25 protein-coding genes are annotated in these 24,850 nt (G+C 62.7%); 7 read left to right on the top strand and 18 right to left on the bottom strand.

All coding sequences use genetic code 11. The features are described 5' to 3' along the window. The first annotated feature begins 1 nt into the window (after position 1). From QCE49_RS22355 to QCE49_RS22375, 5 genes are all read left to right on the top strand, one after another. Positions 2–763 carry an SDR family NAD(P)-dependent oxidoreductase gene (locus tag QCE49_RS22355; RefSeq protein ID WP_033536210.1) on the top strand — a complete coding sequence of 254 codons (762 nt, stop codon included), beginning with the start codon at positions 2–4 and terminating at the stop codon, positions 761–763. Next, the gene (locus QCE49_RS22360; RefSeq protein ID WP_250457390.1) at positions 760–1,863 is read left to right on the top strand and encodes a glycerol dehydrogenase; all 1,104 of its coding nucleotides are present in this window, start codon (positions 760–762) and stop codon (positions 1,861–1,863) included. Before QCE49_RS22355 ends, QCE49_RS22360 begins: the two co-directional genes overlap by 4 nt. After that, entirely contained in the window at positions 1,860–2,876 is a 1,017-nt protein-coding gene (locus QCE49_RS22365; RefSeq protein ID WP_250457389.1) for a LacI family DNA-binding transcriptional regulator, read from the top strand. The genes QCE49_RS22360 and QCE49_RS22365 overlap by 4 nt, the downstream gene beginning before the upstream one ends. Positions 2,877–2,975: 99 nt before the next feature. Then, positions 2,976–3,518 carry a hemerythrin domain-containing protein gene (locus QCE49_RS22370; RefSeq protein ID WP_250457388.1) on the top strand — a complete coding sequence of 181 codons (543 nt, stop codon included), beginning with the start codon at positions 2,976–2,978 and terminating at the stop codon, positions 3,516–3,518. Positions 3,519–3,547: 29 nt separating this feature from the next. After that, positions 3,548–3,727, top strand: coding sequence for a hypothetical protein (locus tag QCE49_RS22375; protein ID WP_250457387.1), 180 nt, complete (start codon positions 3,548–3,550; stop codon positions 3,725–3,727). A gap of 21 nt (positions 3,728–3,748) precedes the next feature. Here QCE49_RS22375 and QCE49_RS22380 read toward each other — a convergent pair whose 3' ends face one another. From QCE49_RS22380 to QCE49_RS22395, 4 genes are all read right to left on the bottom strand, one after another. Further along, positions 3,749–4,054, bottom strand: coding sequence for a hypothetical protein (locus QCE49_RS22380; protein WP_008348212.1), 306 nt, complete (start codon positions 4,052–4,054; stop codon positions 3,749–3,751). Continuing rightward, the gene (locus QCE49_RS22385; RefSeq protein ID WP_008348214.1) at positions 4,051–4,425 is read right to left on the bottom strand and encodes a phage holin family protein; all 375 of its coding nucleotides are present in this window, start codon (positions 4,423–4,425) and stop codon (positions 4,051–4,053) included. The genes QCE49_RS22380 and QCE49_RS22385 overlap by 4 nt, the downstream gene beginning before the upstream one ends. 81 nt (positions 4,426–4,506) lie before the next feature. Beyond that, the gene (locus QCE49_RS22390; protein WP_008348216.1) at positions 4,507–5,052 is read right to left on the bottom strand and encodes a low affinity iron permease family protein; all 546 of its coding nucleotides are present in this window, start codon (positions 5,050–5,052) and stop codon (positions 4,507–4,509) included. Positions 5,053–5,233: 181 nt separating this feature from the next. Then, positions 5,234–5,674 (bottom strand): DUF3597 domain-containing protein, encoded by a 441-nt coding sequence (locus QCE49_RS22395; RefSeq protein ID WP_034470889.1) that lies wholly within the window; start codon positions 5,672–5,674, stop codon positions 5,234–5,236. A 174-nt stretch (positions 5,675–5,848) separates the two neighbouring features. On the opposite strand from QCE49_RS22395, the gene QCE49_RS22400 reads away from it, so the two are divergent. Then, positions 5,849–6,433: a hemerythrin domain-containing protein gene (locus QCE49_RS22400; RefSeq protein ID WP_250457386.1), complete on the top strand. Its 585-nt coding sequence runs from the start codon at positions 5,849–5,851 to the stop codon at positions 6,431–6,433. 1 nt (position 6,434) lies between these two features. On the opposite strand, the gene QCE49_RS22405 is transcribed toward QCE49_RS22400, so the two are convergent. From QCE49_RS22405 to QCE49_RS22420, 4 genes are all read right to left on the bottom strand, one after another. After that, entirely contained in the window at positions 6,435–8,753 is a 2,319-nt protein-coding gene (locus tag QCE49_RS22405; RefSeq protein WP_250457385.1) for an FdhF/YdeP family oxidoreductase, read from the bottom strand. 107 nt (positions 8,754–8,860) lie between these two features. Continuing rightward, on the bottom strand, positions 8,861–10,093 hold the full coding sequence (locus QCE49_RS22410) for a phosphatidylserine decarboxylase family protein (protein WP_250457384.1): 1,233 nt from the start codon (positions 10,091–10,093) through the stop codon (positions 8,861–8,863). 55 nt (positions 10,094–10,148) lie between these two features. Continuing rightward, positions 10,149–11,465, bottom strand: a complete 1,317-nt coding sequence (locus QCE49_RS22415) for an MFS transporter (protein ID WP_250436614.1) — start codon at positions 11,463–11,465, stop codon at positions 10,149–10,151. Between the two features lie 41 nt (positions 11,466–11,506). Then, positions 11,507–12,781, bottom strand: a complete 1,275-nt coding sequence (locus QCE49_RS22420) for a glucarate dehydratase family protein (RefSeq protein WP_250436617.1) — start codon at positions 12,779–12,781, stop codon at positions 11,507–11,509. Between the two features lie 155 nt (positions 12,782–12,936). Here QCE49_RS22420 and QCE49_RS22425 point away from each other — a divergent pair, with 155 nt between their 5' ends. Continuing rightward, on the top strand, positions 12,937–13,632 hold the full coding sequence (locus QCE49_RS22425; RefSeq protein ID WP_033536277.1) for a GntR family transcriptional regulator: 696 nt from the start codon (positions 12,937–12,939) through the stop codon (positions 13,630–13,632). A 3-nt stretch (positions 13,633–13,635) separates the two neighbouring features. On the opposite strand, the gene QCE49_RS22430 is transcribed toward QCE49_RS22425, so the two are convergent. From QCE49_RS22430 to QCE49_RS22475, 10 genes are all read right to left on the bottom strand, one after another. Then, a complete protein-coding gene (locus tag QCE49_RS22430) occupies positions 13,636–14,892 on the bottom strand; it encodes an SRPBCC family protein (RefSeq protein ID WP_008348234.1) in 1,257 nt (418 codons plus the stop codon). 117 nt (positions 14,893–15,009) lie between these two features. Beyond that, the gene (locus tag QCE49_RS22435; RefSeq protein WP_250457377.1) at positions 15,010–15,936 is read right to left on the bottom strand and encodes a LysR substrate-binding domain-containing protein; all 927 of its coding nucleotides are present in this window, start codon (positions 15,934–15,936) and stop codon (positions 15,010–15,012) included. A 7-nt stretch (positions 15,937–15,943) separates the two neighbouring features. Then, complete coding sequence (locus QCE49_RS22440) at positions 15,944–16,945, bottom strand: LysR family transcriptional regulator (RefSeq protein WP_250457375.1); 1,002 nt, start codon at positions 16,943–16,945, stop codon at positions 15,944–15,946. 45 nt (positions 16,946–16,990) lie between these two features. Continuing rightward, the gene (locus QCE49_RS22445) at positions 16,991–17,761 is read right to left on the bottom strand and encodes a pyrroline-5-carboxylate reductase (RefSeq protein WP_008348239.1); all 771 of its coding nucleotides are present in this window, start codon (positions 17,759–17,761) and stop codon (positions 16,991–16,993) included. 17 nt (positions 17,762–17,778) lie between these two features. Beyond that, positions 17,779–19,272, bottom strand: coding sequence for an aldehyde dehydrogenase (locus QCE49_RS22450; RefSeq protein ID WP_250457374.1), 1,494 nt, complete (start codon positions 19,270–19,272; stop codon positions 17,779–17,781). 17 nt (positions 19,273–19,289) lie between these two features. Further along, complete coding sequence (locus tag QCE49_RS22455) at positions 19,290–20,621, bottom strand: FAD-binding oxidoreductase (protein ID WP_250457373.1); 1,332 nt, start codon at positions 20,619–20,621, stop codon at positions 19,290–19,292. A 12-nt stretch (positions 20,622–20,633) separates the two neighbouring features. Further along, positions 20,634–21,521 (bottom strand): dihydrodipicolinate synthase family protein, encoded by an 888-nt coding sequence (locus QCE49_RS22460; RefSeq protein WP_250457372.1) that lies wholly within the window; start codon positions 21,519–21,521, stop codon positions 20,634–20,636. Between the two features lie 85 nt (positions 21,522–21,606). Beyond that, the gene (locus QCE49_RS22465; protein ID WP_250457371.1) at positions 21,607–22,488 is read right to left on the bottom strand and encodes a glycine betaine ABC transporter substrate-binding protein; all 882 of its coding nucleotides are present in this window, start codon (positions 22,486–22,488) and stop codon (positions 21,607–21,609) included. Positions 22,489–22,543: 55 nt separating this feature from the next. Then, positions 22,544–23,431: a proline/glycine betaine ABC transporter permease gene (locus QCE49_RS22470; RefSeq protein WP_250457370.1), complete on the bottom strand. Its 888-nt coding sequence runs from the start codon at positions 23,429–23,431 to the stop codon at positions 22,544–22,546. Further along, positions 23,428–24,714, bottom strand: a complete 1,287-nt coding sequence (locus QCE49_RS22475) for a glycine betaine/L-proline ABC transporter ATP-binding protein (protein WP_008348251.1) — start codon at positions 24,712–24,714, stop codon at positions 23,428–23,430. Before QCE49_RS22475 ends, QCE49_RS22470 begins: the two co-directional genes overlap by 4 nt. Positions 24,715–24,850 lie beyond the last annotated feature (136 nt).

Below are 24,850 nucleotides of genomic sequence, written 5' to 3' on the forward strand. Positions count from 1 at the left end.
CGTGCGGCACGACAAGCGTGTGGTCCTGGTGACGGGTGGCAGCGGCGGCATCGGCGAGGCGCTCGTCGAGCGCTATGCGCGCGATGGCGCGGCGGTCGGCATCGTCGATGTCAACGAAGAAACAGGCGCGGCGCTCGCAAGACGTCTCGCCGATGCGGGCCTGGGCGTGCATTTCGCCCATGCCGACGTCGGCGATTTCGCCGCCTGCGAAGCCGCGTGCCGTGCGATCGAGGCCGCGCTCGGTCCGGTCGATACGCTCGTCAACAACGCGGGCATTTCGCCGAAACACGCGGGCAAGCCGATGCCCGTCTGGCAGATGTCGCCCGACGAATGGCGCCGCGTGATGGACGTGAACGTGAACAGCGTCTTCAACTTCTGCCGCATTCTTGCGCCGGGCATGGTGGAGCGGCGCTTCGGACGCATCGTGTCGATGTCGTCGGTGGCGGGCAAGGCGTACCTCGACATCGTCGCCGCGCATTACAGCACGACGAAAGCCGCGCTGATCGGCATGACGCGGCATCTCGCGGGGGAGCTCGGGCCGCACGGCATCACGGTGAACGCGATCGCGCCGGGGCGCATCGATACGCCGCTCGTTCGCGGCGTCGCGCGGGAGGCCAACGAAAAGGTCGCGCAAGAAACGCCGTTGCGGCGGCTCGGCGCGCCCGACGAAGTGGCATCGACGTGCCTGTTCCTCACATCCGATGAAGCCGCGTTCGTCACCGGCCAGGTGATCGACGTGGCCGGCGGATGGCTGATGACATGACGACGCACGCGCCGTTGAGAACCATCGGCTTTCCGGGGCGATACACGCAAGGTCCGGGCGCGTTGTCCGCGCTCGGATCGACGCTCGCGGAACTCGGCGCGCGACGCGCGTTCGTGCTCGTCGATGGCGCGGTCATCGATCGCGTGTCGGCGCAAGTCACGCGATCGATCGAAGACGCGCACATCGTCACGTTTCCCGGCGAATGCACGGCCGCGGTCATCGCGAAGCTGAGCGACGATGCGCGCGAACTCAACGCGGATGCCGTCGTGGCCATCGGCGGCGGCAAGACGATCGACTCGGCGAAAGGCGTCGCCCGGGCGCTGAACGTGCCGATCGTGATCGCGCCGTCCGCCGCTTCGAGCGATGCGCCGACGAGCCGCCTCATCATCCTGTACGACGACGCGCATCGCGTCGCGGGCATCGCCATGTTGCCGCGCAATCCGGACGCGGTGATCGTCGATACCGCGTTGATCGCCGCCGCGCCCGCGCGTCTCTTCGCGGCCGGCATCGGCGATGCGCTCAGCAAGAAGTACGAAGCCGCGCAATGCCAACGCGCCGATGGCCTGAACTCGTACGGCACGCCGCCGCTGCCGGGCGCGCTGCTGCTCACGCGCGCGACGCTCGCGATCCTGCTCGAAGACGGCGCGCGCGCCTACGCCGACATCCGGCGCGGCGAACTCACCGATGCCGTCGAACGCGTGATCGAAGCGACCGTGCTGTTGAGCGGCGTCGGCTTCGAGAGCGGCGGCCTGTCGCTCGCGCATGCGCTGATCCGCGGACTCACGGCGATTCCCGCGATGGCCTCCATGATGCACGGCGAACTGGTCGCCTTCGGCACGCTTGTACAATTGTTCGTCGAAGATACATCGCCCGAAGAGATCGAACCGTTGGCCACGCTCATGACCGCAACCGGATTGCCGCTCACGCTCGCAGAACTGGGGCAGCACGCCCCACTTACATCGGCACAGCAAACGCTCATCGCAAACGCCACGCTCGCCACGCGCTATAGCCGGCACATGTCGCCGCCGCTGACGGCTGCGCGGCTGATCGAAGGCATCGCCCGCGCCGATGCCTATGGACGCGCGCGCAGCCCATCATGAAACCCACGCGCGCTACGCTCGCGGATGTCGCGCGGCTGGCGGGCGTCTCGCTCGGCAGCGCGTCGCGCGCCTTGTCCGTGCCGGATCAGGTCAAGCCGCGAACGCTCGCCAATGTGCAGCGCGCGGTCGAACAGCTCGGCTACGTGCGCAACGGCGCGGCGCAGGCGCTTGCCTCGCGCAAGACGCGCACGGTCGCGGCCATCTATCCCACGCTCAACAATCCCATTTACGCCGATTCGATTCAGGCGCTTCAGCAGACGTTATGGGGTTATGGGTATCAGTTGCTGATCGCGAGTCACGAATACAAACCGGCGCGCGAACTAGAATTGCTCCGTGCGATTCTGGAACGCGGCGTCGACGGGCTCGTGCTCGTCGGCACCGATCATCCGCCTGAAGTTTTCGAACTCACGCGCCTGTACGCGTTGCCTTATGTTCTGACGTGGTCGGTGGATGAAACGCAGTATCCGCATTGCGTGGGTTTTTCCAATTTCGACGCGGCTTACCGGCTGGCGAAACGCATCGTCGGATTCGGGCATCGGCATGTCGCGATGTGCGGCGGCTCGACCTTCGGCAACGAACGCGTGCGCGCACGGCAGGCCGGCACGCGCGCCGCGCTCAGGGAAGCGGGATTCGATCTGAGACCCGAATGGATCGTCGAAGCGCCGTTCACCTTTGAAGGCGGCAGGCAGGCGCTGCGCGAACTGTGGGACGGCGAAGCGCGGCCCAGCGTGGTCATCTGCGGCACCGATCTACAGGCAATCGGTCTGCTGGACGAATGCCGCGCGAAGGGCATTCGGGTTCCCGACGATCTTTCGGTAACGGGCTTCGACGATATCGAACAGGCGCGGCTCACCCAGCCGCCGCTCACGACGGTACGCGTTCCGTCGCTGGAGATCGGCACGCGCGCCGCGCGGCATCTCACGGCGCTGATCGACGGCAAGGACGGCGATAACGAGCTCGTGCTCGATGCGCCCGTCGTGGAACGCGGCACGCTGGCCAAACCCGCGGCCTGAACGCATCGTTCCGATTTTTGGTTTCATCGCCCGCGATGCGTCGTAGGCCCGCTCTTTGCTCGTTATCGTGACACCCCACATTCCGAAAAGGAGTTCACGATGCCGCGCCAACCCTCCACCCAGCCGACGACCACCGCCCCGTCCGGCACCGCCCGCAGCCAGGACGCGATTCAGGTGCTGACCGACGATCATCGCGCCGTGCAAAAGCTGTTCGACGCGTTCGAGAAAGCGGAGAAAGACGATCTCGACGCGAAAGCCACGCTCGTGCGCCGCGCCTGCGAAGAACTGACGGTTCACGCGATGATCGAAGAAGAGTTGTTGTACCCGGCCGCGCAGGAAGCGCTGGACGAAGACGACCGGCCCGATGTCGAAGAGGCTTACGTCGAGCACTATCTCGTCAAGGTGCTGATCGAGAAGTTCACGCAGCTGAAGCCGTCCGACAAGGGTTTCGACGCCACGTTCAAGGTGCTGTCCGAAATGGTGAATCACCATATCGAAGAAGAAGAATCGGAACTGTTTCCGAAATTGCGCAAGTCCGGAGCCGATCTGGACGCGCTCGGCAGCAAGCTGATGCAGCGCAAGGAACAGCTCGAAGCGAAAATCCCGAAGGACGCAGGCGATAACACGATGCGCCTGCATTGACGCTCTTGAGCGCGCACCGGAGCCGAATCATGAAAAACCCCTGGGCGAAGAAGAACCCTTTCCTCAGCATGTGGCTTTCCGGTGCGAACGCGGTCATCGGGGCGACGCGCGGCCGCGCGACTGCGCAAGCGAAACGGCAAGCGTCGACTCTCTTGACGGCCGCGCTCACGCCGCCGCGCAAGCCGAAGAAGCGGCGCGCGCGGCGTTGAACACCATTCATCCGCGAACGATCATTCGCGCAGCGCGTTGAGCAGATCGCCGAACGCCCGGTGAGTCGACGCGCTCAATCCCGCGCCGACCGCCGTCTGCACCGTGCGACGCAAGCCAAGAATCGCGACACCCACCAGCGCGAGCGCGATGAGTTCCGCATTGGGCGTGCGCAGAAACCATGGCGCGGGACGGGCACTCGCCGGCAGTGCGCGGCGCGGCGCACGCGCGATTCGCATCGGTTCGTCGGCCATATGCGCGGCGATCAGCTCCGCGCGCGATTCCGCCATGCGCGCGAGCACGACGCTCTGAGCTTCGGCGTGCTTCATTGCGTCGCCTCCTTGATGGCATCGACGTCGCGGCGCAACTCGCTGCGCAGCAACTGGAACGGCTCGGCCGGCTTGCGCGACATCATCACGATGACCGCGATCACCGCGACCGCGAGCCACGCAGCCGCGACGCACCACGCCGTCAGCACGAGATGCGGCGTGCCGACAGCCGTCACGATCACCGCGATCGATACGAACGACAGCGTGAACAGCGCGCCGATCGCGAGCGCGACGAGTGCGACGACTTCATGCAGCACGCGCTTCTTGGTTTCAGCAAGTTCGATCGGAATCAACTCGCCGTAGTCGACGAGGCGTCTCGTGCAGAAATGGCCGACCCTGCGCCAGTTGGCGATTTTTCTCTGAATTGTCATCGTTACTTCTCCGGCGAGTTTTTGTCGAAACGGAGTGTTACGGATGACCAACAGCAGTGTGCATGCCAGCGCAACGCGACTTCATCGTGTCCGCTTGGCCGCGGTCTTGGCGTGAGCGCGCGCGAGACGCCGCGCGATGTCGGCGGCCGCGCCGTCGTCGGTCCGCGCCGGAGCTTCGCCGCCCTGCTTTTCCGATGCGAGTTGCAAATAAGCGGCGGCCAGCTTGCGCAGTTCTTCCTCCGTTGCATCTTCGATACCGATCAGCTGATTGCTCGCCGTGCGATGCGACGCGAGCAACTCGTTGAGCTTCAGATGCATCGCCACGCTGTCCTTGTTCGCGCTCTGCTGAATCAGGAACACCATCAGAAAAGTGATGATGGTCGTGCCCGTGTTGATGACGAGTTGCCACCCGTCCGAAAACTTGAATAGCGGTCCGGATATCAGCCAGACCACGATGCAAATGACCGCCAGCCCGAACGCGACCGGCGAGCCGGCCCATCTCGTGACTGCGCTTGCGAAAGCATCGAACGCGCGAGTGACGGGATGTGCGTTCGCATAGGCCGGGCTGGACGTGTTGGGCACCGTGTCCAGCGGCGCCGCGTCGGAAATCTGGTCTCTGTCGTTCATGTTTCTCCCCTGCATACTGCAAAAGAAAGGTTCGAGCTACCGTGCCTTTCGATGGACGCGTCGTGCCTTCCCGGAAATGCGTCGTCCGTATCGTTTTTTTCTTGTTGTTTCGACCGTCTGGCGGACGACGCACGCTTCGACCTGCCATCGCGCGCGTCTTCCGTCTGATGAAAAGCGTTGCTTACTTGAGTTCGTCGGGCACCTTGCCGCCGTTTTCCGCGAGCTTCTGCATGACCTGCTTATGAAGCCAGATATTCATTGCAGCGGAATCTTCCGTGTTGCCCGAGTAGTGCAGTTCCGCAGCCAGTTCCTTCCGCGCGGACAGGCTGCTGTCCAGCCCGAGCAGCTTCATCAGATCGACGATCGACGTGCGCCAGTTGAGCTGCTCGCCGTGATTCGCCTGCATCTTCGTCAGCACGGCCTCGACGTCCACTTCCTGCATCGGCGCGGCGGCTTGTGCGGCCGGTTGTGCGGGCGTGGACGCGGCGGTGGACGTCGTCGGCGCGGCGGCAGCGCCTCCGGCCGGCGCTGCGGCCTGACCCGCAGCCGTGCCCGTGCCGGTGCTCGCCGGTGCGCTGTCGTGGTGGAAGATCTTGTTCAGGATATTGGAAAAAATACTCATGGCCCCTCCTTCAGAAGTGAGTTCACGAACGATGCAAGTCCCGTGCCGCTACCGCCGCGCATGCGATGCGGAATAACGCTTGCTGATCGCATGTCGTGCCGGAGCGAGCACGATAACGCGTCTTTCCCCACCACCACAGCAGAGCTGCAAAGCCGCCAAGGAGTCACCGTGGATATGCCTTCCTGTTCCCCTTCCATCACGACGATGATCCGCATGGATCACACGCATGTCATGGCGGCGTTTCATCGCTATCACGCGGAGACATCGTGGTGGAGAAAGCGCGCGATCGTCGAGCTTGCGTGTACTGCACTTGAAATTCACGCGCAACTGGAGGAAGAAATCTTTTATCCCGCGTTGAGCGAGGCAATGGCAGGCGACGAGCGTCTCGCCAAAAGCAAGCCCGAGCACGACCAGATGGGCGAAGACATCGCGAAGCTGCGCGCGATGGGTCCGCAGGACGCCGCCTACGACGCGCGTTTCATGCAGCTCATGCGTGAAGTGATGCATCACGTCGCCGATGAGGAAACCGTCTTGCTGCCCACTGCCGAACGCGCGCTCGCTTCGCAGTTGTCGGAACTTGGTGCGCGCATGACAAAGCGCCGCATGCAACTCGTCGCACAGAGTCGTCCGTCTGCGATTGCGGCGAATACGTTCGGAACGTTTCCGCTCGCATCGCTCGCCGTGATGTCCCTTGGCGCGCTTGCGATCGCGCATTGCTTGCGGCCCGCTTCCGCGCGCCGCATCCGTCGATCTGCATGATTCAGTGTTCGCGCGGCGCGCCGTTGACTTCGACGATGAACACCGGAATCGACTTCGCGCCCGGCACCTTGCTTTCCTTCGCGCAATGCCATAGCGGGAGCAACGGATTGCACTCGGGGTAATAACCCGCGATGCATCCTTCCGGTATGTCATACGGATGTATGCGCAGGCCCGCCACACGCCGATCGAAACCATCGTCGGCAATGGTGCGCAGCGTGATGCGGTCATCTTTCTTGAGGCCGTGTCGCGCCATGTCGGCTTCGCACATGAAGATCACCATGCGATCGCCCTTGACGCCGCGAAAGCGATCGTCGTGGCTATAGATCGTCGTGTTGAACTGACTGTCGCTGCGCAGCGTCATGAGGCGCAGCGAATCGGGTTCGCGTTCGGGCATGTCCGGGTCTTCGCCGAGCGTTTCCGGCACGAAGAATTCCGCCCTGCCGCTCTTCGTCTGCCACTTGCGTTCGCGCGCGGGCAGAGCGCGAGGAAAACCGCCGGGTGTCCACATTCTTTCGTTGAAGTCGTGAAAGCTCTCGGGATACGTCTTCGCGATTTCATCGCGTACCAGCGCATAGTCGTTGCGCCAGCGATCCCAGTCGATGGTCGATCGCTCGCCGAGCGTATGCTTCGCCAGTTCCGCGACGATATACGGCTCCGAGCGCGCATCCGGCGACGCGGGCTCCGCGACGCCGCGCGAACCGTGAATGCAGCCGGTGCTGTCTTCCATCGTGACAGCCTGCGCGCCGCTCGCTTGCGTATCGATCTCGATGCGGCTCAGACACGGCAGAATGTACGACTTCTCGCCATGCACGAGATGACTGCGATTGAGCTTTGTCGCGACATTGACGGTGAGCTTCAGACCGCGCCACGCCGGTTCGATGCGCATGCGGTCGGGCACCGAACGCACGAGGTTGCCGCCAAGATTGATGACCGCGCTGACCTTGCCATCGAGCATGGCTTCGAACGCTTCGACGATATTCATGCCCTTCTCGCGCGGCGGCTCGAAACCGAACTGGCTCGCGAGCTTGTCGAGCGGCGCGAGCTCCGGCTTCTCGGTGATGCCGACAGTGCGCTGCCCCTGCACGTTCGAATGCCCGCGCACCGGCGACGGTCCCGCGCCCGGCTTGCCCACATTGCCGCGCAGAAAGAGCAGATTGCACAGCATGCGTACGTTCTGCACGCCCTGCCTGTGCTGCGTGATGCCCATGCCGTAGTGGGCCATCACTGCGTTCGCGCGCATGTATTCGTCGGCGGCGGCTTCCATGTCAGCGCGCGGCAGTCCCGCCACGCGCTCGATATCGTCCCACGATGCAGCGCGCACGTAATTCGCGAAGGCTTCGAAGCCCACGGTATGCGTTTCGATGAAATCGACATCGAGCACGCGCGGTTCGTTCGCTTCCTTCGCGCGGTCGTCGGCGTGAATGACGGCCTTGCAGATGCCGAGCAACGCAGCGGTATCGCCGCCCGTTTTCAGCTGATGATATTGCGTGCTGATGAGCGTATGCGCGGGCGTCATCATCTCGACGGGCGACTGCGGGTTGGCGAACTTCAGCAGTCCCGGCTCGCGCAGCGGATTGAACGTGATGATCGGCACGCCGCGCTTTCTTGCTTCCTGCAGCTGATGCAGCATGCGCGGGCTGTTGGTCCCGACGTTCTGTCCGAGGAAGAACATGAGGTCGGTCTTCTCGAAGTCCTCGAGCCTGACGGTGCCGACGCCCACGCCGATCGCTTCCTTCAGTCCGACGCTCGTGCTTTCATGGCACATGTTCGAACTGTCGGGCAGATTGTTGGTGCCGTACATGCGCGCGAAAAGCTGATACATGTACGACGTTTCCAGCGATGCTCTGCCCGATGCATAGAACACGACGCTTTTCGGATCGAGCGCGCGCAGTTCGCGGCCGATGTCCTCGAAGGCTTCCTGCCACGAGACGCTCACGTACTTGTCGGTGGCCGCGTCGTAACGCAGCGGCGCGGTGAGACGTCCCGCGTCCTCGAGATCGTGGTCATGCCACGCGCATAGCTGCGTCACCGTATGAAGCTCGAAGAACTGCGGCGTCATGCGCTTCGCCGTCAGATCCCATGCGGTTGCTTTCGCGCCGCTTTCACAGAACTCGAAGGTGTGCGGATCGGCGGGCTTGGCCCACGAACAGCTCACGCACGCGAAGCCTTCGGGCTTGTTCTGCTTCATGAGCACGGTGCTCGCCTTGAGCGGCACCTTCTCGTGAACGAGCGCGCCGGTGACGGCTTTGAGCGAACCCCAACCGCCCGACGAATAGGGATAAGCGTCGTTCTTGCGAACGGCATTGTCTGATTCGGCCATGTCTTTGCCTCGCGCGTTGTGCGTTTATCTGCATGTATTTGCCTGATGCGCGAGCAATTGCCGTTCCTTTCTAATTGCTTAAGCCAACGCAGTTCCTTGGCCGCAATTCAGCGCGCCGTGCAAAGATGCGCGTTGACCTGCACGGGCGGCGCATCGTCATCGAATGGCTTCTGGCGCTCGAAGCTTTCGATCACGCCCGGCCTGAAGACGAGGCAATACGTGGAACCTCCGTATTGGAAGTAGCCGAGCTCTTCGCCCTTGCGCACGCGTTGGCCCGGCAACGCCTCGATCATGCATGACGACACTTCCGCCATGCCGACGAACACGCACGCAACCTCGCCGATGTCCGGATCGTCGCAATCGATGACGATGACCGCGCGCGCCGCGACCGCAGTGATATAGCCTTGCGAATCGTTGAGGCTGCCGGGATCTTCGCCTTCCGAGTCGGCATCCGAGAAGTAGGTGCCGTCGACGAGATATGCCTTCACGATCGTGCCGCTCATCGGCGCATGCCAGCGATGATAGAAAAACGCGCTTAGAAAGGCCTGATACACCGTGCCACCGACGAATCGCTTCGCGAGTTCCGCTTCTTTCGCCGTGAACATGTCCATCAGCGAATAAGGCTGCGACTTGATCCAGAACGAGTCTTCCAGTTGCACATCGTCCTGGACGTTATAGGGCGAAGCCTCGCACGCACTGACGATGATCTTGGCGTTATCCGGCTCTGCAACAGGCCGCGCGCCAGGCTTGAATTCGCGCGTGAAGAAATGATTCCACGACGCGAAGCCCCAATACGGCTTATGCGGATCGCAGAGAAACTGGTGCAGTCCGATCTTGCTATCGGCCTCTTTGCTGAACCAGCCATCGGGCGCGTCGGTGTTCAGATGCGTGCGCGAATACGGTCCGCTGAGAAAGCCGGACCACACGTTCAGCACGCGCTTCAGATGCGCGTTGAATGCGGGATCGCGAAAGAGCGCATAGCCCGACGGCATGACCATCGGCCAGTCTAGCAATGCGTTGATGGGGCAATGGATCAGGCTCGATTCGCTGAACGGCGGCGCGTACGTCAGCATCGCATCGAGCAATACGATGAATTCGTCGATGCTCGCATAACCGAGCTTGAATCCGGCTTCATGCGCCTGACGGATCGCGCGCGTGAAGTCCATGCGCACGACCGGATCGTCGTGGATGAAAGCCGCCATCTCTTCGATGACGCTGTTGCGTTTCGTTCTGCCCGCGCGCTGCCGGGCGTACTCGGCGAATGTCTCGCGAAAGCGCGCGATCGCCTGCTCTTCGCGCGGGAGCCATTCGCCCAGTCTGTGGCGCTGATTCGTCGCCATTGTCGTCTCCGATCGATGTACCGATCGAAGACGGCCAGCAGTTTGTATGCCTCCCTTACTTCTGCACGCCCGGCCGCAGCGCCGCGACGTCGCGCCCTTCGCGAGGCGTCATGCGAGCGAGGAACACGACGCCCGCAGCGAGAATCGACATCACGGCGAGGCCTGTCAGGCCGCCCTGAATCGAACCCGTCTTTTGCTCGAGAAATCCGAAGGTGGCCGGCGCGACGAAGCCGCCCAGATTGCCGATCGAATTGATCAGCGCAAGCACGGGCGCGGCGATGCGCGCATCGAGATAGCCTTGCGGAATCGGCCAGAACAGCGACGATGCAGCCTTGAACCCGATAGCGGCAAAGCAGATTGCAACGAACGAGAACACCGGACTGCCCTGGCCCGCTGCGTACATGCCGGCGGCCGCGATGAGCAACACGCACGCGACCCATGCCTGCTGAAACTTGAAGCGCGCCGCGAGCGCCGCGAACAGATACATCGCGACGATGGAAATGAGCCACGGAATCGAGTTGAACAATCCGACCTGGAAATCGTTCAGGTGCCCCATCTTGCGGATGATGCTCGGCAGCCAGAACGTCGCGCCATAGATCGTCAGCGACACCGAGAAATAGATCAGGCAGAAGATCAGGATCTGCGGATCGCGCATCAGGCTCCACGACGACGGCGTCTTCACATGCGCGGCGTCGCGGCGGCGCTGCTCGTCTTCGATCTCCGTGACGATCGCGTCCTGCTCGGCGCGCGTGAGCCACTTTGCATCGCGCGGCTTCGAATCGAGCCAGAACCAGACGAAGCCGGCGAGCACGACCGACGCCATGCCTTCGATGATGAACATCCACTGCCAGCCGCGCAGGCCCGCGCCTTCGATCAGCATCAGCCCGCCCGAGATCGGGCCGGAGAACACGGAAGCGAGCGCGGAACCGCTCAGGAAGACGGCCATCGCCTTGCCGCGTTCATCGCGCGGCAGCCATTGCGTGAAATAGAACACGACGCCCGGAAAGAAGCCCGCTTCGGCCGCGCCGAGCAAGAGACGCATCGCATAGAACGAGGTCTCGCCCTGCACGAAGGCCATGCCCACGGCCGCGAGTCCCCACGTAATCATGATGCGCGTGAGCCACGCTTTCGCGCCGAAGCGCTGCATCAGCATGTTCGACGGCACTTCGAACACGGCATAGCTCACGAAGAACAGACCCGCGCCGAGGCCATAAGCGGCCGCGCCGATGCCGAGGTCCGCGCTCAAATGCTGACGCACGAATCCGATGTTCACCCGGTCGATGTAATTGACGATGAACATCACGACGAAAAGCGGCAGCACATGCCACTTGATCTTGCGAACGGCGCTCGACAGCGCGCTGGAACTGCTCATGAGGGTGTCTCCTTGAATGCCTTGTGTTGTTGTTCTATGGCTCAGAAGCGCGGATTCTTGCCTGAGAATTCCGGCTGATATCTGCGCATCTGCGAAAGGTCGTCGCGATTGCGCACGCCGCACGTCTTGTACTGCTCGTGCAATTCGGCGAGCTTCTCGCGATCGAGCTCGACACCGAGACCGGGCGTCGTCGGCACGCGCACCGCGCCGTTATCGAACTTCACGCGGCCGCCCTTGATGACTTCCTCTTCCTGCCACGGGTAATGCGTGTCGCATGCGTAGGTGAGGTTCGGCACACTCGCGGCGACATGCGTCATCGCCATGAGGCTGATGCCGAGGTGCGAGTTCGAATGCATCGACATGCCGAAGCCCCAGAGCTTCGCCATGCGCGCGAGTGTCTGCGTGGCGCGCAGGCCGCCCCAGTAGTGATGATCCGAAAGCAGCACCTTGATCGAGCCCATGTTGCAGCCGCGGCGGAAGTCGTCCATCGTCGTGATGACCATGTTGGTCGCGAGCGGCAGTTTCGTGTGCTTCTGCAGTTCGGCCATGCCTTCGAGGCCGGGGCACGGATCCTCGTAGTATTCGAGAATTTCATCGAGCTGCGGCGCGGCCTCGATGCTGGTTTCGAGCGTCCAGTTCGCGTTCGGATCGAGACGCAGCGGCATGCCCGGGAACGCCTTCGCGAGCGCCTGCATGCACGCAATTTCATGCGCCGGCTCGAACACGCCGCCCTTCAGCTTGATGCTCTGGAAACCGTAGAGGTCGATCATGCGCTGCGCCTGCGCGACGATCTGCTCCGGGCTGATGCCCTCGCCCCACGCATCGGGCGCATACGGCTTGTCGATGTGCTCGGCGTACTTGAAAAACAGATACGCGCTGTAGGGCACGGCGTCGCGCACCTTGCCGCCGAGCAAGTCCACGACCGGCGCGCCGACGATCTGGCCTTGCAGATCGAGCATCGCCACTTCGAGCGTGCTGATGACCTTGGGCGCGTTTTTCGCGGCGTGCGAGCCGGGCGCGAGTTCGAATTCGACCGCGCCGGGCGTCGCGGTGATCGTCGCGCGCACGCGTTCTTCCATCACATTCAGATCGAAAGGAGACAGGCCGATGACGAGCTCCTTCGCCTGATCGAGCACCCGCAGCATCGGCTCGTCGCCGTAAGTCTCCGAGATGCCGACGCGTCCGTCGCTCGTCTCCAGTTCGACGATCGCGCGCAACGCCCACGGTTCGTGGATGCCCGCGGCGTTGAGCAACGGACCATCGCGGAATGCGATCGGCGTGATTCGAATCTGGGTGATGGCGATATCGCGGGTCATGTCGGGCGTTCCGAAAATTAATGGAATGGCCGAATGGTAAAGCACTAATATATTAATGTGTCAGTCGGGTAAACGCCGACCCGCCAACGGCTTACTCATCGGGCATGGGCGCGGCTATAGTACTAATGTTTCAGTCGCCTTCCTTTCAATCCGAAATGAATAATTCCGCTTCCGTGCATCGCCTGGACCGTTCTCGTCATGCCGCGCCGCAGGTGTTCGAGCGGCTGCGCGACATGATCCTGTCGCTCGAACTGGAACCGGGCACGGTGCTGTCGCGCACCGAACTCGCGACGCGCTACGGCCTGAGCCAGACGCCGGTGCGCGACGCGCTGATGAAGCTCGGCGAAGAAGGACTGGTCGATATTTTTCCGCAGCACGCGACGGTCGTAAGCCAGATCAGCGTGGCATCGGCGATGCAGGCGCACTTTCTGCGTCGCTCGATCGAACTGGAAATCGTGCGCACGCTCGCGCGGGAGCATAAGGCGTCGCTGATCGCGCGGCTGCGCGCGACGATCGCGGAACAGATGGAATGGATGGAGCCGCAGGACGTCGAGCAGTTCTCAGCGCTCGATCAGGCGTTTCATCGGCAGATGTATGAAGCCGCGGGCGTGCCGCAGTTGTGGGATCTCGTGCGCAGACTCAGCGGGCATATCGACCGGTTGCGGCGGCTGCATCTGCCGGTCGAAGGCAAGACGATGGCCGTGGTGCGCGACCACACGGAAATCGTCGATGCCATCGAAAAAGGCGATGCCGATGCCGCCGATGCCGCGTTGCGCAAGCATCTTTCCGGCACGCTCAGTCAGGTGGACGAGATCCGCACGCGCCACCCGACCTTCGTCACGGATCACTGATGTTCAAACGCCGTGCGCGCTCAGGCGCGCCGAATACCAGCGCGAAAACTGCTCCACGTAGCTTTCCGTGAACGGCGAGAACACCGCTGGCCGATACGCCGGATCCTGCGTGCCTTCGTGCGTGATTTCGACGAGATGCTTGTCCTGCGCGTTCGTCGCGACCCACACTTCCGTCAGATCCTGAAGCTGATAATCGACGCCTTCGACGGCATCCGCGTGCACGAGCCATTTCGAACGCACGAGCGTTTTATCCGGCGCGAGCGGGATGATGTACGAAATCACCGCATGGTCGCTCATGACGTGCGTCCATGAGTTGTGCGTCCAGAGATGCGTGTCGCCGAGATCGCGGCGCTGCAGATTGCCGAGCAGCTTCTGGCTCGCGACCTTCGTGCTGATCGTCTGCGACTCGCCGTAGCCCGCGATCACGAGTTGTTGCGTCCGGAATTGCGTGACCGCATCTTCGTCCAGCCATTCGACGGTCGCGCTCGTGAAGCCGTCGTTCTCCCAACTCGCCTGACACGCCGCGTTCCGTTTTTTATAGGCTTCGATTTCGAGCAGCGATTCTTCGCTGAGATTCTCCGGACAGAAACCGAAATCTTCCGGCAAAAACGAGGCAGTGAGTTCCGGATGCGTCGCGGCGCAGTGATAGCACTCGCGATTGTTCTCGATCACGAGCTTCCAGTTGCCGTTCTCGATGATCTCCGATTCGAACGCGATCTTCGTGTTCGTGAGGTCGTAGGGCGCGAAGCGCGGCGCCATCGTGTCTTCGAGCTTCGCGATGTCCGCCGGCGGCTCGTCGGCGAGGCACACGAAAATATGTGTCCCGACGATCCGCGTATGCACCGGCAACAAACTGCGGCACTTCGCGTCGAAATCCTTGCCCATGTGCGCGGCGTGGCGCAGGCTGCCGTCGAGATCGTAAGTCCATTGGTGATACGGGCAGACCAGCATGCCGACGGTCGATTTCCCCGGTTCCTTCAGGCGCGCGCCGCGATGCCGGCAGACGTTCCGATAAGTGCGGATGTTCTCGTCGTCATCCCGAACGATGATGATCGAAGCACGGCCGATATCGACGGTCGACACATCGCCCGGCTCGGGCACGTCGGCCGTCACGCCGACCAGAATCCAGTGCTTCTGGAAGAAGACCTCGACGTCCGTCTCGAACACGTCCTGCCGTCCGAACAGCTCGCCGGGCAAGCCATGCCCGGGCTCGCGGCTGCGGATCAGTTCGCCATGCGTCTTCATTTGCACTTCGGACATCGTCGCTCTCCAACGTTCAGGGTATCGGGACTTCGAATGGTCCCGCCATATTCCAAGTATTGGATCGCTGAAAAATAGCGTCAATGCGCTTTATTTTCGGTGTCGCATGACTTTGGTTTATGCGAGCGCGCCGTCGCGCAGCCATTCGATCAGACCGCCGATGGCAGGCGTGAAAGCGCGGCCATGCGGCACCACGGCGAAGTACGAATCGGTCGGCCTGAACGATGCCACTTCCAGCCTGACGAGATCCCCGCTCTCGATAAAATCCTGAACGAGCCGGCCCCATCCGAGCGCGACGCCCTGGCCGTAGCGCGCGGCCTGAATCGCATCGCTATAGAGGCTGCAACGCAGCGCGAAGTTCAGGCGCATCGGCCGGCATCCGAGCGCGTGGAACCACTCTTCCCAGCCCATCCAGCCTTCGGTCGTCGAATCCGACTCGACGAGCACCGCGCCAGCCAGTTCGTCGAGCGTCGCGGGCGCGGGCTGCTTTCCGAGCCATGAAGGCGCGCAGACCGGAAACACCTCCTCGTCGAACAGCAAAGTCGCCGTGCCGTCCGGCCACAGCCCGTTGCCGAAGCGCACGGCGACGTCGATTTCCTTGTGCCGCAAGTCGGCCGTGAACATCTGCGTCGACAGCCGCAGCTGCAGGTCGGGCTGCAACGCCTTGAGCGACGCAAGCCGCGGCAGCAGTCGAAAATGCGAAAACGCGGATGTCGCCGCGAGCACGAGTTCCTGCTGAACGGGCCCGCGCGCGAGGCGATCGAACACGCTCGCGATCTTCTGCATCGATTCCGCGACGACGCGATACAGCGCCTCGCCTTCGTCGGTCAGTTCGATCGCGCGATGCAGACGGCGAAATAGCCGCGTGCCGAGCGTCTCTTCGAGAAAGCGCACCTGCCGGCTCACGGCGGCCTGCGTAACGCCCAGTTCATGCGCCGCGAGCGTGAAGCTGCCGAGCCGCGCGACGGCCTCGAACTCCACCAGCGCCGTCACCGACGGAATGAGCCGCCGATAACCCTTCGTTTTTTCGGTTGCCGGTTTCATGCGGCGCTCATAGAACGGCCTTCGATTCGGCGGCGGGCCATCCCTGCATCATCGTGCCGATTTCCTCGTCGAGCCATTGGCGAAACTGAATGTATTCCGGGCGTGCTTTCGCGTTGCGATGCGTGATGATGTAGTGATGACGATCGTGGAACACGAGCGCATCGTCGACGGGACGCACCAGCTTTTTCTGCTCCACCTGACGATGCACGAGGTGATGCCAGCCGAGCAAGGTGCCCTCGCCCGCTTCGGCCTGAGCCACAAGCAGGCGATAGTCGTTGCTTTCGAAATCGTCGTGCTGATCGAGCCGCTCGGAACCGTCGCCTTGCTGATACCAGTTTTTCCACACGCGCCAGTCGACGTGCTCGCACACCTGGGCGCGCCCGAGCAGCGACAGGCTCAGCGTCGGATGCGCGAGCAGATCGAGCGGCTTCAGCGCACGGCCATGAAAATAGCGCTCGAAAAACGGAACGCTACATACCGGATAAACGATGTCGTGAAAAAGCGGCTCGACTTCGTACTCCGCTTCGCGCGGCGGATTCTTCGTGATGATGACATCCGGCTCCATCAGATCGTCGAGCTCCATGAAGTGCTCGGTCACCATCACATGCAGGCGGATGTTCGGAAAACGCTGGCGAAACGCGGGTAATCGGAACGAGAGCCAGAGCGCCGAAAACGTATGAGAAATGCAGAGCGTGAGCGCATGCCGGTCGACGCGCCGCACCGCCTGCGCCGCCTCCGCGATGTTCATGATCGACAGATACGACGCGTTGTAGAGAATGCGGCCGGCGTCGGTCAGCGCGATGTGCCTGCCGGTGCGCTCGAAGAGCGCGACCTCCAGCGTGTCCTCCAGCTCCTTGATCTGCCGGCTGACGGCCGCCTGCGTGACGCACAGCACTTCGGCGGCTTGCGTGAAGCTCTCGTAACGCGCCGCGGTGACGAAGCACCGAAGCGCGCGCAGCGACGGCATCTTGGCGAGAAGCCTGTCCGCGAACTGCTGTTTCTTCTGCATGTGACTCACCTTCGAGGGCTCGCGATCAGCGCTTGTTCTTCGTGTTCACTCGCGCCCTTGCACGCGGCGCATGATCGCGTCGAGCGCCTTCGAGTAGTGCGCGTAGGTGCCCCGCTCCGACAGTTCGCGATTGAGCTGCTCGTTGAGGCCGCCTGGCGTGCTGACACGCCCGATCATCGACGAGAAGGGTTGCGTATCGAGCGTCGTTTCATGAGCGAGGCCCACATGATAGCCCGACAAAAACGAACGCGCGGACGCATACGGCACGCCTTGCCGCGCGAGCCACGACGCCTGCTCTTCGAGCAACGCGAAAAACGCCGCCATCGTCGCGGTGGCGGCCGATAACGCATTGAACTGGTGTTCGTCGTCCACTTCGACCGCTTCGCCGAGCGGCGCGAAGAGCGCGCGTGCGATGTCATCGCGCGGACAGAGCGCCGTGCTGCCCTTGCCCGACGCAACAGCGGGTAGCGGAATCGCGCGCACGACCTTGGCCGCGCGGCGCACGAGGGCGCGCATCTCATCGAGCGACTTGGCCGCGATGAAGCTGATGACGTGATGCCGCGCATCGAACGTGAGTTCGCCCAGCACGTCTGCCGCGATTTGCGGCAAGACCGCGAGACACACGACATCCGATGCATCGAGCACGCCCTGATTGCTGACGCAAACCTCGATGCGCGCGTCGAGTTTCGCAAGACGCGCGGCGGTCTGCGCGTTGCGCGGAGACAGCGCGACCCGCTCGAAGGGAACATCGAAACGAATCATGCCGGTCACGACCGCCTCCGTGATCGTGCCCGTGCCGATAAAGCCAATACGCATGTTGCCTCGTCCGATAATCAGTCGAGCTTCAGCCAGGTCGTCTTCAGCTCGCAATATTGGTCGTGCGCGTAGACCGACTTGTCGCGTCCGCCGAAACCGGACTGCTTGAAGCCGCCGAACGGCGTCGACAGATCGCCCTCGCCGAAGCAGTTGACGGTCACGGTGCCCGCGCGGATGCGCGCCGCCACTTTGTGCGCCTGGTTCACGTTGTCGGTCCACAGCGAAGCCGCGAGTCCGTAGCACGTATCGTTTGCGATCCGCACGGCCTCGTCGACGTCAGCATATTCGATAAAGCACACGACCGGGCCGAAGACCTCGTCGCGCGCGATGCTCATGTCCGGCGTGACGTTATCGAAGATGGTCGGCTCGACGAACCAGCCGCCCGTTTCCGCGAGCGTCGCGTTGCCGCCGCAAGCGACGCGCGCGCCTTCTGCCTTCGCCTTCTCGATGTGGCCGAGCACCTTGCGGTAATGCGCTTCCTCGATGAGCGAGCCGAGCTTGACATCGGGATCGAGCGGATCGCCCGTCTTCCAGCCTTCGAGCACGGCCTGCATCTTTTGCAGCAGTTCGGCCTTGTGGCTCGAATGCACCAGAATGCGCGATCCCGCGCTGCAGTTCTCGCCCATGTTCCAGAACGCGGCGGCGACGGCCTGCTCCGCGACGGCATCGAGATTGGCGACATCGGGCAACACGACTTGCGGATTCTTGCCGCCGCATTCGAGCACGACGCGCTTCATGTTCGTTTCGGCGGAATAGCGCAGGAAGCGCTTGCCCGTTTCAGTGGAACCCGTGAACGCGATGAGATCGACATCGGCGTGCGTGCCGAGCGCCTGCCCCGCGCTTTCGCCGAAGCCCGTCACCACGCTGAACACGCCGGGCGGGACGCCGGCTTCGAGCGCGAGATCGGCAATACGCAGCGTCGATAGCGACGTCTGCTCCGCGGGCTTCACGATGACGCTATTGCCCACGGACAGCGCCGGCCCGATCTTCCACGCGAGCATCAGCGCGGGGAAATTCCACGGCAGCACCGCACCGACGACGCCAATCGGCTCGCGCGTGATCATGCTCACGACGCTCGCCCCCGATGGCGACAGCGCGTCGTAACGCTTGTCCGTGACCTCGGCATGCCAGCGAATGCACGCCGCCGATTCCGGAATGTCGAGACCCATGCATTCGCTGATCGGCTTGCCTGCTTCGAGCGCTTCGAGCAGCGCGAGTTCTTCGGCGTTGTCGTCGATGAGTTGCGCGAGACGCTGCAAGACGGCCTTTCTCTGCGATGGCCCGGCCTTCGACCACACGCCCGATTCGAACGCCTCGCGCGCCGCGACGACCGCGCGATCGACGTCCTTCGCTTCGCACCTGGCGATCTGCGCGAGCACCTTGCCCGTCGACGGATTCAACGTATCGAACGTTTCATTCGATGCCGCGTTGCAGCGTGCGCCCGCGATGAACGCGCGGCCATCGAGCGACAGATGTTCGGCCTGACGTTTCCATTCCTGATGCGTCGTCATGTCATGTCCTCAAAGATTCAAAGCTCGGCGCCCGCCGAGAATTCCTTCATCCAGATTGCCGCCGATACCGCCACGTCCGCGATGGGCCGCATCGGCAGAGAACGCGGATGCGGTTGTTTCAGCAGTTGATCGATCAGCTCGTTCGAGCGCCCGAGCACATGTTCGGCGATGAGCTTGCCCGCCGCCGATCCGCGGCTCAAACCAAGTCCGTTGCAGCCGACTGCTTCGTACACGCCGTCGTCGCGCTGGCCGAAGAGCGCGCCATTGTTCGCCGAGAGGCACAACGCGCCGCCCCACGTGTATTGCAGCTCGACATCCTCGAGCATCGGAAAACGTCGATCGAACGAACGTCGATGCAGATGCTTCGCCTTCGTCAGATCATGTTCCGAGACCGACAGATTCGGCCGGAACGCGAAATGGTTGCGTACGCAAATACGGTTGGTCGCGAGACGTCGCACGGTCGTACCCATCGGGTCCGCGGGAATGAGCGCCCATGAATCCGTTCCGCCGAGCCGCGCGATTTCATCGTCGGTCATCACGCGCGACATCGACGCGAACGTGTAGACCGGCAGCAAGCCATTCGGATGGCCGCCGAACGTCGCCGCATACGCGTTGGTGCAGAGCACGACGCGCTTCGCTTCGATGCTGCCGTTCGCGAACGTCAGCAGCTTCGTCTGGCCGCGCGCTTCCATGTTCTTCACCGCGCTCAGTTCCAAGACCGTCACGTTCGACGGCTGCGTGGCCGCGAGACCGCGCATGAGTGCCGCCGGCTGAACCGTGCTGCATCCCGGCGTGAAGAGCGCGCTTTGATAGAAGCGCGTGCCCGTCACCTTCGCGATCGCGGCTTGGTCCAGCCATTCGCACGGCTCGTCGATACGCGCGAGTCCGTCCGCGAAATGCGTCAGCGCCGTGTGGCCTTTCTTGTTGACCGACGCGTGATACTTGCCGTCGTCGCGCCAGTCGCAATCGATGCCGTGCCGCTTCACCGTATCGCGCACATAGCCGATGCCGTGCCGTTGCAAGCGCACGTCCGCCTTGTCTGCCTCGACACTGCGCGAATAGCTTTCGCTGCTGATGTCGTGCGGCAGATCGACGAAGAAGCCGGAATTGCGGCCCGCCGTCGAGCGCCCGATGCGATCGGCCTCGACGAGCGCGATCGATGCATCCGGCGCAAGCTCGGCGAGCCGCCGCGCCGCGCACAAACCGGTGATGCCGCCGCCCACCACTACGTAGTCGAAGCGTAGCTCGCCCGTCACGCGGTTCGCGGGCGCGGCGGGCGGCAGGCTTTCCCACCATCCGTTGACGCCATCAGGTGCGGGAAGCCGCATGAAATCCAGTTTCGAGGCCATTCACGTATCGCGTTACTGAGCGTGGCGCAGCAAGGGTTGAACGAGCCTCGCGAAGGCGCTGCGTTCTTTGTCGTTCAACGTGCCGAGCGGCGCACGCGCGATGCCGACTTTCGTGCCCGCGAGCTCGCAGCCATAGCGCACGTACTGGATGAACTTGCCGCTGCGCTCCAGCAATTCGAGCACCGGAAGCAACTGCGTCATCAGCTTGCGGCCGGTGCTGAAATCCCCGCGTTTAACGCATGCTTCGAGCAAATCCGTATGCGCTTCCGGCAGAAAGTTCGACGCGCCCGCGACCCAGCTACGCGCGCCCCATGCGAAGAATTCGAGCGCCTGATCGTCCATGCCGCAACTGAGAACGAAGCGCTCCGGCAGTTGCGTGGCCAGATGATGCAGATGCGCGATGTCGCCCGTGCTCTCTTTCATCGCGGCGAAGTTCGGGCGTTGCAGCAGCTTGTCGAGCACTTCGTCGCCAATGGCCGTGCCGGTGCGCGCCGGAAAGTTGTAGAGCATGATCGGCATGTCGAGCGCGTCGTCGACCTTCAGCAAGTGATCGAGCAGCTCGTCTTGCGTCGGCTGCACGTAGTAAGGCGCCGCGACCAGCAATGCGTCGTAGCCCGCGCGCTTCGCTTCGTTACCGAGACGCACGACTTCCTTCGTCGTCGTCGCGTTGATGCCGGCGGTGAGATAGGTCTTGCCGCCGACGGCCGACGCTACCGTCTCGAGCGTCTTCACACGCTCTTCGAAACTGAGCGCATAGTATTCGCCGGTCGTGCCGCCGACGCCCATGCCCGTAACGCGGCCAACGAGACTCTGAGCATGCTTGCCGAGCATGTCGTGATCGATTTCGCCGTCGGCCTTGAACGGGGTGACGAGCGGTGTATGTACGCCTTCGAAGCTCATGTTTGTCTCTCTGATGGATGGATCGTGCGAAGTCATGCGCGGCGCACGTCGAACGTGCGCTTTGCAAGCGTCCTGCAGTACGCCTTCACTGTGTCAGCCACGCCTTGACCTTGTCCGGATGCGCGTCGACGAATTTCTTCGCGGCCGTCGCGTAGTCGTTGGTCGAATTGCCTTCGAATTCGATCGATTCCACGTCCGCGAGCGTCAGCTTGAAATGCTTGAAGAACACGTCTGCGCGGGGGAACTTGCCCGCGAACTGCTTCGAGGCGAATGCATGGACCTGCTCTTCGCCGCCGAGCGTGCCCTTCGGGTCCTTCAGATAGCGCATCTGCCACTTCTGGAACAACCAGTGCGGGCTCCAAACGGTCGCGACGATCCATTGCTTCGATCCGTATGCGCGCTGGATTGCCGCGAGCATGCCGGCCTCGCTCGCCGATTGCAGCTTGTAGCCCGACAGGTCATACGCCTTGATGGTTTTCTCCGACGCCTGCATGAGACCGCCACCCGGCTCGATGCCCTGGATCACGCCGTTGAGCTGCTTCTGCACTTCAGGCTTCTTCAGATCCTCGATCGAAGAAACCTGCGACTCGGGCACATACGCGGGCACCGCCCAGCCGTTCTTGCCGCCCGTATAGATGATGCCGACGTCGTCGAGCGTGTCCTTGTAGCGCGCGACATACTGACCGTGCGTCACCGGCAGCCAGCCGCCGACCATGATGTCGAGATCGCCGCGCGATACGCCCTGATACTGGATGCCGATATCCGCCTGAACGAATTGCACCGGCTGCTGAAGCTTCGTCTCCAGCACGTACTTCGCGACATTGGCGACCGCGAGCACGTCGGCCCAGTTCGTGACCGCCACTTTGATCGGCTCGGCGGACATCACCGGGCTCGCGCCGACCCCGAACGCCACAATGGCCGGCGTCACTATCTTGACGATCAAGGATTTGATCAGGTTGTTTTTCATTACGGACTCCGTATCTTTCATAGCATTGTGGTTGAGTAATCGATGCTCGTATCGCTCAGGTCTGCGCGTTCGCTTGCGCCGCGGCGGGCTTCGCCGGCGTGGAGATGACCTTCTTCTTTTTCTTCGCTTTCACGCCGAAGCTTTCCGTCAGGCGATCGAGAATGATCGCGAGCAGCACCACGCCGAGACCGCCCTCGAAACCGATGCCGATATCGAGCCGCTGAATGCCGCTCAGCACGTACTCGCCAAGGCCGCCCGCGCCGATCATCGAAGCGACCACCACCATCGACAGCGCCATCATGATGGTCTGGTTCACGCCCGCCATGATCGAAGGCAGCGCGTTGGGCAACTGAATTTTCCAGAGCAGTTGCGCATCGGTGCTGCCGAACGAGCGGCCGGCTTCGAGCAATTCCTCGCGCACCTGGCGGATGCCGAGCGTCGTCAATCGAACGACGGGCGGCATCGCGAACACGATCGTGGCGATCACCGCGGGCACGCGGCCGAGGCCGAAGAGAATGACCGCGGGAATGAGATACACGAACGCGGGCATCGTCTGCATGAAGTCGAGCAGCGAACGCAGCACGACTTCGACACGCCTGTTGCGCGCGCCCCAGATGCCGAGCGGCACGCCGATCACGAGACTGAAGAACGTCGCCGCGACAACGAGCGCGAGCGTCGATACCGTCTGCGCCCACAGGCCCATGTAGTTGATGACATAGAGCGCCGCGCCGACGAACACCGCGAACACGACGCCCTTTCTCCACAGCGCGAGCGCCATGAGGATCGCGAGCATCGCGATGAACGGCACCGCGCCGAGACCGTCTTCGAGGAGCTTGATGACCGCGCCAAGAGCAGCCGAGAAGGCATCGAAGCCGCCGCGAAAGTGCGAGAAAAGGAAGTTGACCGCGTCTTCGGCGAATCGTCCAAAAATCGAGGAATTCATGCTGCTCTCCGCTCCATGACCTGCTTGAGAATCGTGCGGCAGGACACCACGCCCGCGAGCCTGCCTTGTTCATCCGTGACCGGCACGTCGTGCTCCTGCCCCAGTGCAATGGATGCGAGCTGATGCAGATCGGCTGTCAGCGGAACCGCCGCGACATCGCGAAGCAATGCATCGCTGATCGGCCGGTTGCCGCTCTTGTGCAGCGATGCAGGCGTCACGCAACCCTGATAGCGCCCTGCTTCATCGCAGACGTATCCGCACTCCGCGCCGCTGTCGATGAGGCTGTTCAGATAGCGCTCGGAAGGCGCGCTGGTATTGCACGCGATGAGACCGCGCTCGACCTTCGTCATCAGGCTCGATGCTTCGAGGAAGCGCGACACGTCGACGTTGCGGAAGAAATCGCGCACGTAGGCGTCGGCGGGTGACTGGATGAGTTCTGCCGGCGTGCCCACCTGGATCAGACGGCCGTCCTTCATGATGCCGATGCGCCCGCCGATCTTCACCGCTTCCTCGATGTCGTGCGAAATGAAGACGATCGTGCGCCGCTCTTCCTTCTGCAAACGCAACAACTCGTTCTGCATTTCGAAGCGGATGAGCGGATCGAGCGCGGAAAACGCTTCGTCCATCAAGAGCACCGAGGGATTCACCGCCAGCGCGCGCGCGAGACCCACGCGCTGCTGCATGCCGCCCGACAACTCGCTCGGCAGCAGCTTCTCGTAAGAAGCGAGACCGACGCGCGTCAATGCGGCGCGTGCGATGTCATAACGTTCCGATTTTTTCTTGCCCGCGACTTCGAGCCCGTAAGCAATGTTGTCGATGACCGAGCGGTTCGGCAGCAGCGCGAAAGACTGGAACACCATCGCCATTTTTTCGCGGCGCACGGCGCGCAGTTCGGGCGTGCTCATCGGCGCGATGTCGCGGCCTTCGAGAATCACTTGCCCCGAAGTCGGCTCGATCAGGCGATTGAGCAGACGCACGAGCGTCGATTTTCCGGAACCGGAGAGGCCCATGATGACGAAGATCTCGCCCGCGTTGACGGCAAGGCTGACATCGTCGACGGCGACCATATTGCCTGTCTGCGCGAAGATTTCGTTTCGGCCGAGGCCTTGTTTCAAGAGCTCCTGGGCGCGCTCGGGCTTCGCGCCGAAAATCTTCGAAAGGTTCTTGACCGTGAGAATCTCGGTCGTGGATGCCGCGACAGGACGCGCCGGCGATACGGTGCCGGACTGCGCGGAAGCCGTGCTCGTGACTTCGTTCGGTGCGAGCGTCAGGTTGGGAATCATCGGGTCATTCCACCTAGCAGGTTCAAAAAGGAGTTTGTCGCTGCCGGAAACAACCCGGCGTTCTTTGCGTTGAATGAAGCGTACATGGCCAATTTCGATCATCCACCGACATTTTCTGAGCCCTTTTCGATACTTC

This window comes from Caballeronia sp. LZ008 (genome assembly GCF_031451435.1).
Classification (GTDB): domain Bacteria; phylum Pseudomonadota; class Gammaproteobacteria; order Burkholderiales; family Burkholderiaceae; genus Caballeronia; species Caballeronia zhejiangensis.